This window comes from Natrinema salaciae (genome assembly GCF_900110865.1).
GTDB classification, from domain to species: domain Archaea; phylum Halobacteriota; class Halobacteria; order Halobacteriales; family Natrialbaceae; genus Natrinema; species Natrinema salaciae.
The window spans coordinates 697,803-714,114 of the sequence record NZ_FOFD01000003.1 but is presented as its reverse complement, the minus strand read 5'-3'; the positions used below and the strand labels follow the sequence as shown (position 1 = coordinate 714,114).

11 protein-coding genes and 1 tRNA gene are annotated in these 16,312 nt (G+C 63.8%); 4 read left to right on the top strand and 8 right to left on the bottom strand.

Annotated features, from left to right (window positions below; genetic code table 11):
• Positions 1-78: 78 nt before the first annotated feature.
• The 4 genes from BMX07_RS12750 to BMX07_RS25455 all read right to left on the bottom strand — a co-directional run bounded on the left by BMX07_RS12750 (position 79) and on the right by BMX07_RS25455 (position 5,824).
• Positions 79-822, bottom strand: a complete 744-nt coding sequence (locus BMX07_RS12750) for a DNA-directed RNA polymerase subunit epsilon (protein WP_090618262.1) — start codon at positions 820-822, stop codon at positions 79-81.
• A gap of 210 nt (positions 823-1,032) precedes the next feature.
• Complete coding sequence (locus BMX07_RS12745; RefSeq protein WP_090618261.1) at positions 1,033-1,953, bottom strand: nucleotidyltransferase domain-containing protein; 921 nt, start codon at positions 1,951-1,953, stop codon at positions 1,033-1,035.
• A 555-nt stretch (positions 1,954-2,508) separates the two neighbouring features.
• Entirely contained in the window at positions 2,509-5,202 is a 2,694-nt protein-coding gene (locus BMX07_RS12740; protein WP_090618260.1) for a PEP/pyruvate-binding domain-containing protein, read from the bottom strand.
• A complete protein-coding gene (locus BMX07_RS25455) occupies positions 5,195-5,824 on the bottom strand; it encodes a TetR/AcrR family transcriptional regulator (protein WP_090618259.1) in 630 nt (209 codons plus the stop codon). The genes BMX07_RS12740 and BMX07_RS25455 overlap by 8 nt, the downstream gene beginning before the upstream one ends.
• A gap of 820 nt (positions 5,825-6,644) precedes the next feature.
• On the opposite strand from BMX07_RS25455, the gene mptA reads away from it, so the two are divergent.
• Entirely contained in the window at positions 6,645-7,571 is a 927-nt protein-coding gene (gene mptA, locus BMX07_RS12725; protein WP_090618257.1) for a GTP cyclohydrolase MptA, read from the top strand.
• Here the strand turns inward: mptA and BMX07_RS12720 are convergent.
• Positions 7,568-8,371 carry a TrmB family transcriptional regulator gene (locus BMX07_RS12720; RefSeq protein ID WP_090618256.1) on the bottom strand — a complete coding sequence of 268 codons (804 nt, stop codon included), beginning with the start codon at positions 8,369-8,371 and terminating at the stop codon, positions 7,568-7,570. The genes mptA and BMX07_RS12720 overlap by 4 nt on opposite strands.
• An 81-nt stretch (positions 8,372-8,452) precedes the next feature.
• A complete protein-coding gene (locus tag BMX07_RS12715; protein ID WP_090618255.1) occupies positions 8,453-10,099 on the bottom strand; it encodes a DUF255 domain-containing protein in 1,647 nt (548 codons plus the stop codon).
• A 144-nt stretch (positions 10,100-10,243) separates the two neighbouring features.
• On the opposite strand from BMX07_RS12715, the gene BMX07_RS12710 reads away from it, so the two are divergent.
• The 3 genes from BMX07_RS12710 to BMX07_RS12700 all read left to right on the top strand — a co-directional run bounded on the left by BMX07_RS12710 (position 10,244) and on the right by BMX07_RS12700 (position 11,953).
• Positions 10,244-10,843, top strand: coding sequence for an FxsA family protein (locus tag BMX07_RS12710; protein ID WP_090618254.1), 600 nt, complete (start codon positions 10,244-10,246; stop codon positions 10,841-10,843).
• Positions 10,844-10,919: 76 nt separating this feature from the next.
• Positions 10,920-10,993: transfer RNA gene (locus tag BMX07_RS12705), tRNA-Ile, on the top strand.
• A gap of 297 nt (positions 10,994-11,290) precedes the next feature.
• Positions 11,291-11,953, top strand: coding sequence for an NAD-dependent epimerase/dehydratase family protein (locus BMX07_RS12700; RefSeq protein ID WP_090618253.1), 663 nt, complete (start codon positions 11,291-11,293; stop codon positions 11,951-11,953).
• A 71-nt stretch (positions 11,954-12,024) separates the two neighbouring features.
• On the opposite strand, the gene BMX07_RS12695 is transcribed toward BMX07_RS12700, so the two are convergent.
• Together BMX07_RS12695 and BMX07_RS12690 are read right to left on the bottom strand one after the other, a co-directional pair.
• Entirely contained in the window at positions 12,025-13,440 is a 1,416-nt protein-coding gene (locus BMX07_RS12695) for a carotenoid oxygenase family protein (protein ID WP_090618252.1), read from the bottom strand.
• Positions 13,441-13,684: 244 nt separating this feature from the next.
• Positions 13,685-15,352, bottom strand: coding sequence for an acetate--CoA ligase (locus tag BMX07_RS12690; protein ID WP_090618251.1), 1,668 nt, complete (start codon positions 15,350-15,352; stop codon positions 13,685-13,687).
• Between the last annotated feature and the right edge of the window lie 960 nt (positions 15,353-16,312).

Below are 16,312 nucleotides of genomic sequence, written 5' to 3'. Positions count from 1 at the left end.
GAAAAGTCGCCGGCCACCGGCAGACGAGTCGGGGAACGGGCTCGAGACGACGGTGCACGGACGGTCGAGGATGCGCCGTTAGCTCTCCGAACCGGTGGCTGCCGCACCGTCGGCGTCGAACTCCGCCGCGTCCGGCAGGTTCGGGTCCCGGTACGGGTTCCGGCCGTAGGCCGGCAGCTCGTCCTCGAGTTGCGCTTTCAGGACGCGGCGCAGTCGATTCAGGCTCGTCGTGTCGAGCCCGTAGTCGGCCGCGAGCCGCTTGAAGGTCTCCTCGTCGGTGATGTCGTGGGATCGGTACTGGGCGAACAGCTCCTCCATCCGGTCGGCCGAGAGCGCCTGTGCGTCGATCTCGTCGAGTCCGAAGTACTGCTGTCGGTCGACGTCGACGACGTGGCGGATCACCACCAGCGCGACCTTCGGGATCGCCCGCTGGCTGCCGAACTCGGTGAGGTCGATCTCGTCCATGACGCCTAGCGCCAGATCGCGCTGCCACGGCGTCACCTCGAGGGCGTTACACAGCGCCTGCGTCGTCCGCAGCCGGTCTAAGTGGTGGGCACGCTCGCTGTAGCCCGGCGTCGCCGCGTGCTGTTCGTCGTGGAGACGGCGCACGCTCTCCGAGAGGTCCGCGTCGGGCGACTCCGCGCGGCCGATGACCGTCGCGCTCGGCGTGACGACGCCCCATCGACGGACCGTCGAGTCGCGCTGAACGTCCGCCCGCGAGAGCGACCCGGACCCGGGCCGGGTCTCGAGGCGGCGCTCGCCGTCGGGAACGGCCGCGTCGCGTTCGGGCTCTGGGCCAGGGTCGGCACCGTCGTCTTGCATCGTCTGTCGCTCGGAGAGGGAGAGTGAAAAAGGCTCGCTCCCACAGTGTCCTCCGGGACCGGACAGAAAGGCGTTCTAACAGGTCTCGAGCGATGGGGAGCGGCGTCGCTTCGTCGCAGCGAGTTCGATCCGCGAAAAGCCCTTCGTATCTTCACCTTGTGACCAGAACCACTTAAAGGGCGGATCGGATACGAGGCGAGTCCGGCGGGGTCACTGGACCGCGGCGATCAGGTCGTCGACGAAACCGTCTACCCGGTCAGTTTCGGGTCCGTCTCGGGCGTGGATCGCGGGATCGATCTCCCGCGCCGGGTGTGCGAACTCGCGACCGACGGTGTCGCCGATCTCGCTGTCCCCGTCGCCCGCCCGTTTCCGCTCGAGCAACTCGCGAGCGCGGTCGATCCGGTCGGCGTCGAAGACCGCGGGTGCCTGCTCGCGCAGGAACCGGTCGAACGCGAGCGCCGGCAAGTCGTGGTCGCCGCGTTCCCCGGTCGCTTTGAGGTAGCGCGCGGACATGGCCGCCCGGAAGATCGTGAGGTTTCGTTTGACGGTCGGTTTCGTCTGCGTTTCCGCGAAGCGCTCGTCGTCAATCGGGACCGTCGTCGTGCCGTCGTCGGTCTCGACGACGTACGAGTCGTCGTTCGTCTCGAGGATCGGAAAGACCGCGTCGTCGCTGCGGACCAGGTGGTGCGAGATGTACTTTCGGTAGTTGCTCGTCGCGATCCCGCGCCACGTGTGATAGAGGTCGATCGGGTTGTACGTCCGCCGGATGTACGCGACGAGGTCGGCGGGATCGTACGCGGCCCGGTAGCAAATTGGGCTCCGAAGCAGGTCGATCGCGCCCTCGTTCGAGTCGACCAGCAGGCGCGCGAACGTCCGCACGTCCCAGCCCTGATACTCGAACTCGCCGCGGTCCTCGACGATGACCTCCTCGACACCCGCGAGGTGCGCGTACCGGCGCAGGTCGGTCGGCGCGTAGACGAACCCCACGTCGTAGTCGCTGTCGGGGCTCGCTGTACCCCAGGCGTAGCTGCCGCGGGCGGCCGCCAGCGCGACCGCCACGTCGTGGTCACGTTCGATCACGGTCAGGTGCTCGTCGATGGTCTCGCGGACGTGTTCCGGGACGGCGGTCATAGCTATGGCTCGAGGGAATCGGAATCGAAACCCGAAAAGGCCGGGTGACGAATGCCCTTCGTAGCTTTACCTTGTGACTAGAGGTAGTTAAAGAACGGCGGGTGCTCGAGGACGAACGACGCTCGGTAATCGTCGCGGCTGCCGACGGATTCGTGGCCGTTGCTATCGCATTCAGATGCCCGAGAACGACGACCTCCCGTCATCGCTTCACCTTGTGATCAGAAGCACGTAAAGAACGGCGGACAGTTCTCGGTCGGACTCGAAGATCAGTCGGACCGAGCGCGGACCTCGTGGCCATCGCTGGCCAGTACGGATGCCCGTGGCGGACGACGTCCCGCCAGAGCACCGCTTTGGAATCGACCGGCAGCGCGGTGACTGTCGATCGAACGACTCCGATTTTGAGATTTGTTTTGCGTTTGTTCGGTGGTCGAACGCGAGAGTAGTTACCGCGTGGGCTTCGCGTACCGCGACCTGTTTCATCAGAATTCCTCAGGTCCGCTCGAGGGAGGCGTGCTGACCACAGCGGGCGAGTACAGCAAGGCTGTGCAGTTGAAGCTACTCTAATAGGTCAACTATCCCGTTTGTTCCATCGACACGAATCCGTTGGCCCGACTGTATTTGCCGGGTTGCATCATGGACAGAAACGACAGCCGGGATTCCGTATTCTCGTGCGACAAGGGAGCCGTGGCTCATTTGTCCACCCACTTCCACGACGACCCCCGTTGCATTCAGAAAGAGGGGCGTCCAACCGGGATCAGAAGATGGTGCGACGAGAATCTCATCCTTTTCGATCGTCTCTTCACTGGGGTTCCGGACGACCCGAGCGACGCCTTCGACAGTACCGTCCGAAACACCTGTTCCGACGAGCGCACCTTCCGATATCTCTTCGCGTGTAATATCGCCCCTCAGGGCTTCGCCCTCACTCGTTACCACCGGCGGTGCATCCAGCGAAGCGTGACGTTGAAACTCGGCTCGTCGGGCAGCGATGTCGACGGTAATGGATTCACCATCGACCACGTCGAAGAGTTCCTCCTTCCGAAGAAACCAGACATCCTCAGCGTTAGATAGCGCTCCGTTCGCAGCCAGGAGGTCACCCGCATCGCGTAGCACGTCATGCCACGCCGTCAGAAAATATGCCACACCGTGTTTTGGATACTCCCTGGTTTGGATACCACCACGATACGTACGGACAAGTTGCCGTACTAGCCGTTGGCGGAACGAACCGAGGAATCGCTGCCCAGCTCGTCGTTCAAGCCGTTTGGCTGCCGCATTTGCCGTCCGTTCCAATTCTCTGAAGTGATCGCGGTGGCCACTTTTTTCACTCGAATTAACAGTAGATCGAACAATGGAGAGCAACACGGAGGGGTCATCCTGCCACCGAGGCCGGCTAATATCCAGTTCTCCAGTCGCCCGGTGGCCGAAGACATCGAGAAACTCGGTAACCGCAGACAGGAACGTTTCCCCACCCTCCACCGATCTGATCTCCTCGAGCGACGCACCTCGATTCAGTGCGTCCACCACGGAAGGGTGCTCACGTGCAATGTCTGCGAGGTCACTGATTCCGAGATTGATTTTCGTCAGCATCTCGTGGGGCAGCCCTCGCCCGACGGCATTGACGTCTTCAGGAGCGTCAGGAAATCGTTTCTCAAGCATCCCTTGCGCAACAGTTCCCGCGATGAGTCCGCCCATCGATGGATAATGCGTGGCCTCTCTCGGAACGTCGAAGACGGCACGGACTTGCCCAGCAACGTCGTCAGGAGTTCGCACTTGGGAGGCGATATTCTTTCCCCACGTTCCCCATCTTGCCTCCTCCCGCTCTGGAGAGAGCGGTTCACCAGTGAACGCGCCAAAGAATCCACCGAACACCGTTATTAGTTGAGGAAGGGATCGTCTCAGAAGGGTCCCTGCCGAACTCGCAACGGAGGGTACTGAAGCAACTCGTTCCCGAAGAGTCCGGTCTTGTCGAAACTCCTCGTCCCGTCGGTCGAGAAGGTCGCCAATAGTGACACCCATCTGTTCGTTCGCCTCACCCATTCTCTCAGGAAATCGCTTTCGCATTGGACCGAACCGGAGTGGGGTCGTAACGTCGATGTAGATACGCCCGCCTGCCTCGACTCCCCACTGCGTCTCGGGATCAAACCCGTATTCGGTAAACAGCGTTTGAACGTACGATTTCCAGACGTCCAACACGAGAGGAGGCATCGCTTCGGCGAACGATTGTCCGTGCCCCATGCTGATGTAGACATGGAAACGGTCGTCATCTGGAGCCGGCGAGGGGAGTGGAAACAACGACGTGATTGGCCTGGCCTGAAGGATGATGACGTTGCCGCCCGTCAATGACCACTCGATGTCCTGCGGTCGGTCGAAGAGTGCTTCGATCTCGCTTCCGACCTCAACTAACGTATGCACCTGTTCGTCGGTGAGTACCTGATCCGACTGACCGGCGTTCGGGAGCTCAACGGTCTCGGTGCCTCCGCTGGGCCGACGACGAACTGCAATCCGCTGGTCTCCTACTTCGTAGGTGATGATTTCGCCTGTGCGAGCATCGACTTTGACGTTGTCTGCATTCACCGCTCCGGAGACAAGCGGCTCGCCGAGCCCGAGACATGCTTCGATGGATGAAATGTGACGATTCCCCGTCATCGGGTCCGCTGTGAAAAGCACCCCCGAAACGTCCGGAGAAACCATCTGTTGGACGACGACAGCAAGTGAGACGTCCGCGTGCGAGATACCGTTCTCCGCTCGATACGCGATTGCCCGATCAGTGAACAGACTCGCCATACAGTCACGGACACGATTGATAACCTCATCCACCCCCCGTACGTTCAGGAATGTCTCCTGTTGCCCGGCGAACGAGGCCACAGGGAGATCTTCGGCGGTCGCACTCGACCGTACTGCGTACGTTTCCGTTGACGCTTTGAGCGTTCCTCTGATGGAGTTCCGAACTTCGTCTGGGAACTCTGCTTCCTGTATCCGCTTTCGCAAGGTCACACCAGCGTCTGCAATCGGTTCTGAATCCGTCGGTTCGAGTTCGGATAGCGAAGCAATCGCCTCTCTCGTCGGAGTATCGATGAGCTGTTGATATGCGACCGTCGTCACACAGAACCCGTCCGGAATCGGAAATCCCGATGTCGCTAGCTGAGCGAGGTTTGCCCCTTTACCGCCGACAAGCTCACGATCAGTCGCTTCAGGATCGCTCAACGAGATGACGGCCGGTCCATCCAATCGTTCTCCGCCGGTTTCATTCATTTGAGACCTCTACAGAGTCCTGCTCTCGCGTCAACCCGGCTGCGACGGCCTCGATGAGTGTCTCTCGAACCGCGGGATATCGTTCTTCCCCGATTCGGTCTTTTTCGTGGGCCAGCCGAACGACAGCCCTGATCGTATGGGCAATCGTTTTCGGGTCCGATCCAGTAACTCTGCCTTCATCGTACCAGCTCTCGATGTACGGAAGGAAGTGTTCGATCGCACTCTCTCGTTTCTCAGATGCTTCCTCGTCCGGAACCTGTTCGCGTATACGGGCAAGTTCCTGTTCTTCGATGAGGACTTGGCGGAATATCGGGTTAGACTCGATCTCGTTGAGAGACTGTTCGAGTAGTGCGATGATTGCAGTCTCTGGATCATCATGTGCCTCAAACGATTCCCGCAACAATCGGGGAATTACCTCTTTACTCTCCTGTTCGAGGATATCGATATAGAGCGCTTCTTTAGAGTCAAAATACTGGTAGAAGGTACCAGTGCCGATGCCCGCTGGTTCAGTGAGCTCTGATATCGTTGTCGCGCGTATTCCCCGTCGAGTGAACAGATCTCGACCGGTATCACGGAGCGATTCTCGGACTCGATCTCGTTTCTCCTCTGAAAATGAAGGCATAGTTGGTAGCGGGAATTGCTTCGTGACTATTGGATCTGTGCTCTCTGAACATATGAATATTTCGTTCAGACGTTCATAACCAGATCATCTCTGCTGGGAAGATACCAACGAGTGTTTCTGATAGTTCACTTTGGCAAATTATCGCGCCATACCCCCATATGTTGTGCAAATACTACCCAGTAGTTGCCCGAATCGGCGATTTTGGGGCAGGAGATTCAGACGCCTCACGCTTCAGGGGGTCGATTGACTCGACCGTCGAATTGGAGCCTACAGCACCGAACGATCGGCTCGAGAACGAGAGTATCCGAGCCGCGCCGTCGACGCGGAGCCCGCAACCCCCAGAACTATAATTCGGCTCGACGACCGCTACAATATGTTCGCCCTCCGCACCGCACTGCTCGAATGGGACCTAAACCGAGTCACCAGGGTCGCCACCGCCGGGTTGGGAGTTTTTTTCGCACTACATCTCACGGACGGCTTCGTCACCGAGATCGGGGCGACGTTCCTCTTTCTGTCCGTGTTCTCCGTTCTGTGGGAGATAGCGGATCGACTTCTCGGCCGCTCGTTCGGTTCGTAAGTCGCCCGCTCGCCTGAATGCGGGCGACGTACCTCTCGGGCGAAGGGTCGAAGCCGAGCCGAACGCACCGCTGGCAAACTGACCGTGGAAGAACGACGACTTCCCGTCATCGCTTCACCTTGTGACCAGAGGTACGGAAAGAATCGACAGCCCGAACAGGGATTCGTCATCGACGAGAACGGGGCCGCGCAAGCGACTCCCGGTTCCGAAAGGTTGAATCGCCCGCTGCCCTGAATGCGGGCAATGAGTCATCAGCTGCCGGACGTGCAGGCGACATCGCCCGACGTCACCGTCGGCCTGAGCCAGGTCGGCGTCACCGGCGTCGACAAGCTCGTCAAGATCGCCCGCGAGGACAAGCGCCCGATCGTGCTCACCGCCGAGTTCGAGGTCTTCGTCGACCTCCCAGGGTGGCGCAAGGGCGCTGACATGAGCCGCAACATGGAGGTCATCGACGAGATCCTCGAGGACGCGACCCGCGAGGAGGCCTATCAGGTCGAAGAAGTCTGTGGCGAGGCCGCCGAACGGCTGCTCGAGCGACACGACTACACCTCGAGGGCGGAGGTCTCGATGGAGGCGGAGTTCATGCGCCGCGAGAAGACGCCCGCGAGCGACCGGGAGACCCAGCACACCGTCGACATCGTGGCCTCGGCGACGGCGACCGAGGACGGCACCCGCGAGGAGATCGGTGCGCGGGTCACCGGCATGACCGTCTGTCCCTGCTCGCAGGGGATGTCGACCGCCCGCGCCAAGCAGACCCTCGAGGACCTCGGCGTCGAGGAGGAGACGATCACGGAATTCCTGGACGAGGTGCCCCAGCCGGGCCACTCCCAGCGGGGCCACGCGACGCTGACCGTCGAAGCGAACGGGGATCCGTCGGTCGACCTGAACGATATCATCGACATCGCTCGGGACTCGATGAGCGCGCGGATCTACAACCTCGCGAAGCGACCCGACGAGGACCACATGACCTACGAGGCCCACGCCGACGCGAAGTTCGTCGAGGACTGCGTCCGCGCGCTGGCCGAGGGCGTCGTCGACGAGTTCGATCACCTGCCCGGCGACGCCGTGATCACGATGAGCCAATCCAACGACGAGTCGATCCACCAGCACAACGCCCACGCCGAGCGAATCGTCGAGATGGAGACGCTGCGCGAGGAGATCGCCGACTAGAACTCGAGCGGTGCCGCCTCGTCCCACCGCGGGGCGAACTCCTCGTGGACGTTCGCGGCGAACTCCGGATCTTTGAGATCGATCATGCCGAACGCCTCGCCCGAGGAGAGCGGATTCGGCACCTGGATACAGACCTCGACGCCGTCGATGATGTTGAACGAGCCGGTCACGTCGTCGTGGGTCCGCACGTCGAAGTCCTCGCGCTGCTGTAAGGTGTCTCGGTAGCGCTTCCCGACCGTTTCCGAGAGCGAGCCGACCATCTCGCGGGTCATCAGGAGGTCGACCGACACGCCACGATCGAGGGCGTCCTCGAGCTGGGCGTTGATCTCCTCGCTGACGGCCTGCATGTCCCACTGCGGGGACGGGTGCGACGACACCATCACGATATCGCGGTCGGCCGCCGCGAGCCGTTCCAGGAGGAGATCGATCGTCTCCTCGGGACCGACGGCGGCGGTCCAGAACTGTTCTTCGACCGGCTCGGCCGCGTCGAGTTCGTCGGCCAGATCGTCGACGATCGACTCGTACTGGTCGGCCTTCTCCTCGAGTTCGCGCTTCTTGTCCTCGAGCAGCCGGTCCAGCGCCGTCGCGGGCTCGACGGCGACGTACTTCTTCGGCCGGCTCGCGGTCTGGCTCCGGACCAGGTTGTACTGTTCGATGCTGTTCAACACGTCGTAAATCCGCCCCATCGGGACGTCACTCGCCCGGGACAACTCTTTGGCCGTTGTGGGGCCGGTGTTGAGTAGCGAACGGTAGGCTCGAGCTTCGTACTCGGAGAGCCCGAGGTCCCTGAGGTTGGCCATGTCAGGAAGCAACCCACCGAAGAAACATAAACACTGTGGTAGTTTGACGCGCGGACGGCCTCGGCCGGTACGGGCCGCACGTCAGTCGAGAAGGGCCTGTACGCGTTCGCTCAACTCGGCCGGAGTTTCGGCAATCGCTGACACGCGGTCCCCCTGTTCGGCTCGCGCCGTTCCCGGCTCGAGCGCGTCGGCGTCGGGGACGACGATCTTCTCGTGGTCCGCGAGCCGGAGCGCCGCGCGGTGGAGGTCCGCGCCGGGGGCTGCGGCGACCCGGATCACCAGCGAGCCCTCGAGCAGTCGCGAGACCGCCGTCGCGTACCGGGCGATCTGGACGCCGAAGCGGTCGCTGGCCCCCGCGAAGGCCTCGAGCGTCTCCCGCGCGAACTCGCGGTAGCGGTCGTCGCCGGTGAGGACGGCCAGCTCGATCAGCGCATCCGCGAACGCGACGTTCGAATCGAGCGGTCGAAGCGACCGGTCGAGCAGCCCGACGCCCGCCGCGGGGCCGTCGAGGAACGAGTCCTCGTCGTGGAGCCGGTCGATCGTCGCCTCCGCGACCGCCGTCGCGTCCTCGAGCGCGTCCGTCTCGAGGGTGCTGGCGGCCGTCGTCAGCGCCGCCAGGGCGCGGGCCTGGTTCGCGAGGAGACACACCGGTTCGCCGTCGTCGTCGCGTTCGACGGCCTCGCGTGCGTGTGCGACGACACCGTCCGCGAGCAGGTCCCCGCGGAGGGTCGCGAGCGCGCGTTCGGCGTACCGCCGGGCCCGCTCGTCGTCGGTGTAGGCGTAGTAGGTGAGCAGTCCCTCGATCGCCAGCCCGTTCGGCCCGGCGAAGACGCCCCGATCGACCGACGGTTCGTCGGCGGCCGCTCGATCGGTCGCGTCGAGACTGTGGGCGTCGTCCTCGCCGGGGGCCTGACTGTTCGCGAACGCGTCGGCGTCGGCGTTCCACAGCGTCGTGGTCAGGAACTCGACCGTTCGCTCGGCGGGTTCGCGGTACTCGTCTCTCCCCGTGTGGAGATAGGCGTTGGCGAACGCGCGCACGAGCGCCCCATTGGAGTCGAGCAGTTTCTCCCGCTGGACGCCCGACCAGTCCCGGTCGGTCGCGAAGCGGTAGAAGCCGCCGTCGTACTCGTCGAGCAGGTTCGCGCCCACCGCATCGTACGAGCGCAGCGCCATCTCCCGGTCGCGCTTGAGGGCGAACTCGAGGGCGTCGGGCAGGGGGAACTTCGGGCTCTGCCCCCAGCCGCCGGCGGTCTCGTCGTAGGTCTCGGTGAGCTGTCCGAGCATGGCCGACTCGATGTCGGGTGTCAGTTCGCCGGCGGGCGGGTTGTCCTCCCGGAGCGGGCGCGGAACGCGGGCCGCGCCGCTGCCTTTCGTCTGCCACATCGTGCGAACGCTGTCGAGCACCTGCCGCATCCCGTCGGGACCGAGATAGCCCGCACCGGTCAGGACCGTCCCGTCGGGCGCGAGAAAGACCGTCGACGGGAACCCGCCCATGTTGTACCGGTCGCGAACCCGCGGATGGCGGTCCACGTCGACCCGGACGGGAACGAAACTGTCGTTGACGTTGGCCGCGATACGGGGCTCCGCGTACGTTTCCTCGTCCATCTCGTGGCAGTGATCGCACCACGTCGCGGTCAGCGAGAGCAGGACGGGAACGTCGGCCGCCGCGGCGTCGTCGAAGGCCGCCTGTCCCCACTCGCGCCACTCGACGCGGGTCGTGTCGTCCATACCGGACCGACGCACGTCCCGAGGGTAAGCCCTTCGTTCGCACGCGCCGCGGCCCCGAGCCGCGGATCGCGTGCTCGAGCGGTCGGCATTCCGTTGCTGGAACGAGAGTAAAGGATTTTCACGCTTCGGTAGCTATATTCGGGTATGCTCCGGTGGATCTTCGCGCTGTTGCTCATCCCGTTCCTCGACGCCGTGTTGCTCGCGGTCATCGTCACCCAGTTCGGGTTCCTCAGCTGGGTCGGGATGATCCTGCTCGTCGTCCTGACGGGCCTGATCGGCATGCTCCTGGTCCGTGCCGAGGGACGACGGACGATCCGGAAGATGCAGCGGTCGATGGCCCAGGGAAAACCGCCGACCGACGAACTGCTCGACGGTGGGCTGTTGATCGCCGCCGGCGCGTTCCTGCTGACACCCGGGCTGGTGACCGACGCGATCGGGTTCCTGCTCGCCGTTCCGCTGACGCGGATTCCGATCCGTGCCGCACTCAAGCGGTTCGTGATCGTACCGTACGCCGACAAGAAGACGGGCGGGTTCGCCAGCGGACAGGTCTGGACGTTCGGCTTCCCGAATCAGGAGACGGCGGGCGAGAGCGCCGAGTCGACCGCCGGCGGAACCTACGACCTCGGCGACGACGCGTACACCGTGAACGGGAACGACGAGGACGCGTACACCATCGACTTCGACGACGAGCGGACGGACGATGCGGACGACGACCGAGACGACGACGATCCCCTCGCTCGGTAGCGGTTCGCACGGGTCCGGGAGAAAGAAACGCTTAAACGTTCCACCGAGCAACTACCGAGTGCAGAGGAGGCGACGCGGGCCAATAGCTCAATTAGGTTGAGCGCCACTCTGATAAGGTGGAGGCTCTCGGTTCAAATCCGAGTTGGCCCATACTTTTGCGGCGAGCAACCTCGCGAGCCGCGAATATATAATCCTACTCGGATTTGAATTACGGACGTCGCACGTTCACGAGCGGAGCGAGTGAGACCGTCTTCCGGTGGTTCGAATCCGAGTTGGCCCATACTTTTGCGGGGTACAACCTCGTGAGCCGTGAGTATCGCTCGACCGCACCGAGGACGGATCGATGGACGAGCGTATCCAACCCGGAGTCCGTGAACGCCGCTGAATCGGCCGTCCAGTCGTTCCCCGCCCACCGTGGTTTTCCCCGTACGGTCCGTAGCAGGTTCAATGCACCTACTGGTCACTGGCGGCAACGGCTTTATCGGCCGCCGACTGTGCGACCGTGCCGTCGCGGACGGCCACGAAGTGACGAGCGTCGCACGAACCGGACCGCCCGCACAGCGTCATCGCGGGCCGTGGGCCGCCGACGTCACGTGGCTGACCGCCGACGTGTTCAGCCCTGACACGTGGCGCGATGCGCTGCGGAGTGTCGACTGCGTCGTCCACGCCGTCGGCACCATCTCCGAGACCCCCGACGCCGGGGTCACCTTCGAGCGAACCAACGGGGATTCCGCCATCGTAGCTGCGCTCGAGGCGGAGCGGGCCGGCGTCGACCGGTTCGTCTACATCTCCTCCGTCGCGAAGCCGCCGCTGGTCGGGCGGGCGTACATCACTGCCCGGCGGCGCGCCGAACGTGCTATCGCGGACCTCGACATGGCGATCGTCGTCCCGCGTTTTGGACCGGTGTACGGTCCCGATCAACCCCACTTCCCGCGGGCGGTGAACTGGCTGTGTACCGCGATCGGAGCGGTCGAGCCCGTTGCACGCCGACTGGGCGACGCTCGACCCATCGCCGTCGACCGAGCGGCGGCCGCGACCTACCGGCTGGCGACGATGGCAACCCCGCCAGCGAGTCCCGTCACGGCGGGAACGCTCGCCGACCTCGCCTGAGCTATCGTAGCAACTGACAGTCATTGCACACCTGATCGCACGACAGCATTGCGATCAGTGTACAAATCGTTTCAGTTGCCACGATAGACGCCCCGGAAGAACCGGCCGTGGAAGCCGAACGGCTCCGCGTGTGGGAGAACGGCCCGCGCCCGGACGTCCAACGTCGCTGCGTCGAAGATCACGAGCACCGTCCGCTCGCGTTCGACGTCCAGTGCCGTCGCGAGCACGACCCCCTCGTCTTCGGCGTCGGCATCGGGGTGCTGGACGGGTATCGGTTCCTCGACGTAGACCGATCGTTCCCACCACTCTCTGGCGGTGCCGGTCTCGCAGTCGACTTTGACGAGTCCATTTGCTCCGTCGCGATGGGTCGCTTGGCCGTACGCGTACCGGTGGTGTCGGCCGACGACCGAACGGGCGACGCGTGGCATCTCCATCCCGCCATCGTAGAGTCGCCGCCGGTCGATCGTGTTCGCGTCGGGGTCGATGCGATACCGCATCAGGTGGGCGTCGGGGACGGCCGGAAACCCCTCTCCCTCGAGTTCGGACAGCGACATCGAATCGACGATGTCGCCGTTTGGGAACTCCACGAGGTCGAGGACGACGGTCTCACCGTCGACGTAGGCGTTGACGTGGTGGAACGTGAACGCCGGATCGAGCGTCGGGTCGGCCACGATAGCACCGGTGTCGCGGTCGACCACGAACACGCGCGTCTCGCCCTCCGGCCGCCAGTCGAGCATGTCAGTCACCCCCTCCGAAAGCGGATTGAGCGCCCGGAGCACCGAGAGGACGAGCGGCGACTCCACGATGACGACGTGGTCGGCGGTGACGCTGCAGTCGTGGATGTACGCCGGCCCCGTCGCGTCGAGAGCGGCGATGCGCTCGCGCGTGCGGCTGTCCCGTCGGAGGCGGTAGAGGTGGTACTGTGGCGTCCGGCCGAACTGCGTGGTGAAGCCGACCAGTTCGTCGCGGTGGGGGTCGTCCACGAGATGCGCCGCCGTGATGTGCTCGGGCAGGTCGTCGCGGAATCGAAAGCGTCCGCGTGTCTCGAGCGTCTCGGGGTCGAAGGCGACCCGGCACGGGGCCTCGGTGAGCGCGACGTACTCGCCGTCGATGCGGGCGACGTGGACGTTCGCATTGTCGGTCGGGTCCGGCAATCCCAGCGAGGTCACCGTCTCGAGGAGCCGCCGCCACCCGCGCGTATCCGTGCCGAACTGGCCGGTCAGCCGGCCGTCCATCGCCCCCTCGTAGGCATCGGTGCGGAGGAACCGATTCGAATAGCGGAGCTGCCCGTCGTCGAAGGCATAGCGCCGGAGCATCGCGAGCCCGTCGAACCAGTGGTTGACGCGGCGGTCGCCGACCTCGAACCGAGCCGGGCCGTTGCGAACCAGCGTCCCGACGAGCCAGTCGGGGACGGAGCCCTCGACCGGCGGGCGGTGATCGGTGACCTCGGTGGTCAGCGAGTGAAAGCCGACACTGGATACTGTCACAGCCGTGGTTTCGTGTGAACGGCTATCAATCCACCGTGCGACTCGATCCGAACGCAGATCTACGGCGCAGCTCGAGAGAATCCCCGCGAGATGGTTTCGGAGATGGATACTGCTCGGTTGCGTTCGATCGGGGGATTCCCGAACGTTCCGCCTGGTCGGACCGCCTCGAGCCGCGCTCGTGAGCGGTGTCAGAATCCGGTGGTCCCCGACAGTGGGAAACGCAACCCGGCTGACGGCGGGGCCGCTACGATTCCTCGAGGGAGGCGCGGCGGACCTTCCCGGTCGCGGTTTTCGGGAGTTCGTCGATGAACTCGATCTCCCGTGGGTACTCGTACTTCGCCAGTCGGTCCCGGACGTGCTGTTTGATCGACGCTCGAGCGTCGTCGCTCGGTTCCTGCCCGGACGAGAGAACGACGTAGGCTTTCGGAACCTCGCCGCGCTCGTCGTCGGGAACGCCGATGACGGCGGCGTCGGCGACCGCGTCGTGACCGGCGATGCTGTCCTCGACTTCCTCCGGGCCGATTCGGTACCCGGCGGAGATGATCACGTCGTCTTTGCGCCCCGTGAACGAGACGTAGCCGTCGGCGTCCATCGTGCCGAGGTCCTCCGTCAGAAGCCAGCCGTTCCGGACCTTCCGATCGGTTTTTTCGGGCTCGTTCCAGTATTCCTTGAAGCAGACCGGATCGTCCGCGTAGCGCACGGCGATTTCACCGACGTCGCCGGGCTCCACCGTGGCCTCGGCCGTATCGGGGTCCACGATTTCGACCTCGTGGCCGGGACCGGCCAGCCCCATCGATCCCTCGCGGGACGCCGCGAGGGCGGTACACTCGCCGACGAGCATGTTGGCCTCCGTCTGCCCGTACCCCTCGTGGACGACCGCATCGCCGAACGTTGCTGCGGCCCAGTCGGCGATCGTCCCGCCGAGTGACTCGCCGCCGCCCGCGATGGTCCGCACCGAGCCCACGTCGTAGCCGTCCGTCTCCTCGAGTTGCATCATCATCCGCAGGGCCGTCGGTGGCGCAAAGAAGTTCGTGACCCCGTACCGCTCGAGGAGTTCGAACGCCGCCTCCGGGTCGAACTGGCCACCGTTGTACGCGACGACCGGCTTGCCGTAGAACAGGGCCGGAACGACGACGTCGAACAGCGAGGCGATCCAGGCCCACTCGGCCGGCGTCCAGAAGACGTCGCCCGCCTGCAGTTCCATGTTACCGAAGGTGGTGAGAAACAGCGGCAGATGCCCCAACAGCATCCGGTGTGCGTGGCGGACGCCCTTCGGATCGCCGGTCGTCCCCGAGGTGTAGATGAGGATCGCGTCGTCCTCGGCGTCGGTCGCGACGGGGTCGAACTCGCGGGAGTAGTCCTCGATGGCGTCCCAGAGATCCGTCTCGTCCGCCTGCTGGTCGACGTCGCCGACGGTCAGGACGGTCTCGAGGTCGGGAAGGTCCGGTCGGACCTCACGGACGGTCTCTACGTTCGACTCGTCGACGACGGCCGCGACCGCGTCGCAGTCCGCCAGACGGTACCGAACGGCGTCGGGGCCGAACAGGGTCGACAGCGGGACGGACATCGCGCCGAGTTTCCAGCACGCGACGTGGGCGAACACGGCCGCCGGTCGCTGCGGAGTGTTGACGCCGATCCGGTCGCCCGCTTCGACGCCCTGTGCTCGCAGATAATTGGCGAGCCGATTCGTGATGTTCCGGAGTTGCCAGAACGTGTACGTCGTCGTTTCTCCGTCCCCGTCGTCCGCGAACAGGGCGACTCGACCCTTGTCCGTCGCCCACCGGTCACAGACGTACGTCGCCATATTGAACCGATCGGGTACCTCCCACTCGAAGGCCGCCCGAAGCTGCTCGTAGCTGTCCCACTCGTCGTCGTAGAAGTGATACGCGTCCAAGCGTGTGTCGTCGATCATCGTGTCCCATGTACCCCGGTATCAGTAATCACGTTACCGACTGGCAGCTTCGGCTGGCGCTGACAAAACGATTGCCACTAGAGTCCGGGAACTCGGTACTACCAGGTTCCCGTACGAGCGAGCTCTCGGAGGGGACTCCGTTCCGATACCCGATCGGACACACCGTTCCAGCGGCGTACACGGGCCGGGATTTGCTCGATCGGAATCGGCTCGAGCGACTCGAGTGGGGTCACCTCCGCCCGGCAGTCGCCGCCGTTTGCCGGCGGGCCGTCGGAAAGCGGTCGAACTGTCGGCGATCGATAACTGGCCTGTATGGCGCTGAAGACAGCGTTCTCGTTCGATTCGGACCGACGGAGAGACGTCGCGGGAGCGAACGCCGGGGGTGGACCGACCGGCTTCGGTGGCCGGTGTGACCGGTCCGATCACCTCGGCCACCGCACCGTGCTGGAACGACCTGCAGACGCGTGTAGCCGGGACGTCATTTTTGACACCGTCGTTTCCCGAACCTACCCGATCTGAATACTACTATTGAAATAAACATATTGTGAATAGTGTATGAGACGTGCGCCGTCCGTTTCGGTCGAAAGGTGGCCGCACGAACTGGCGGCCGCTGTCGAAAATGCGCGTAGTACGCTACTACCGCCCGAAATCGGTCGGAAAGTCGGAATCGAGTACGCGGACACACGACGGGACCGAGTTCCGTCGTCGTACTCGTTCCGAACGTCCCTGATCGGCACCCACATCGCCATTATCGCAGTTTTTCGGCTTCTCGCAGGCACTTCGGTCTCTTCCTCGACCGAACCGGCGGTCTCGAGAGGTGGGCAGAGACAATTACAAAATTTCGAATATATTCCCAATATGGTCTATTTTCATATGTTATTTCGAGTGCAGCGCTCGCGTGATCGAACGAACGGACGCTCGAAGCAGCGAACCAACGACAGTGGCACTCCACTATCGTTG

Bases quoted from the DNA above. Each gene is read 5' to 3' on its own strand.
- BMX07_RS12750 (WP_090618262.1), bottom strand. From the start codon at position 822: ATGCAAGACGACGGTGCCGACCCTGGCCCAGAGCCCGAACGCGACGCG.
- BMX07_RS12745 (WP_090618261.1), bottom strand. From the start codon at position 1,953: ATGACCGCCGTCCCGGAACACGTCCGCGAGACCATCGACGAGCACCTG.
- BMX07_RS12740 (WP_090618260.1), bottom strand. From the start codon at position 5,202: ATGAATGAAACCGGCGGAGAACGATTGGATGGACCGGCCGTCATCTCG.
- BMX07_RS25455 (WP_090618259.1), bottom strand. From the start codon at position 5,824: ATGCCTTCATTTTCAGAGGAGAAACGAGATCGAGTCCGAGAATCGCTC.
- mptA (WP_090618257.1), top strand. From the start codon at position 6,645: ATGAGTCATCAGCTGCCGGACGTGCAGGCGACATCGCCCGACGTCACC.
- BMX07_RS12720 (WP_090618256.1), bottom strand. From the start codon at position 8,371: ATGGCCAACCTCAGGGACCTCGGGCTCTCCGAGTACGAAGCTCGAGCC.
- BMX07_RS12715 (WP_090618255.1), bottom strand. From the start codon at position 10,099: ATGGACGACACGACCCGCGTCGAGTGGCGCGAGTGGGGACAGGCGGCC.
- BMX07_RS12710 (WP_090618254.1), top strand. From the start codon at position 10,244: ATGCTCCGGTGGATCTTCGCGCTGTTGCTCATCCCGTTCCTCGACGCC.
- BMX07_RS12700 (WP_090618253.1), top strand. From the start codon at position 11,291: ATGCACCTACTGGTCACTGGCGGCAACGGCTTTATCGGCCGCCGACTG.
- BMX07_RS12690 (WP_090618251.1), bottom strand. From the start codon at position 15,352: ATGATCGACGACACACGCTTGGACGCGTATCACTTCTACGACGACGAG.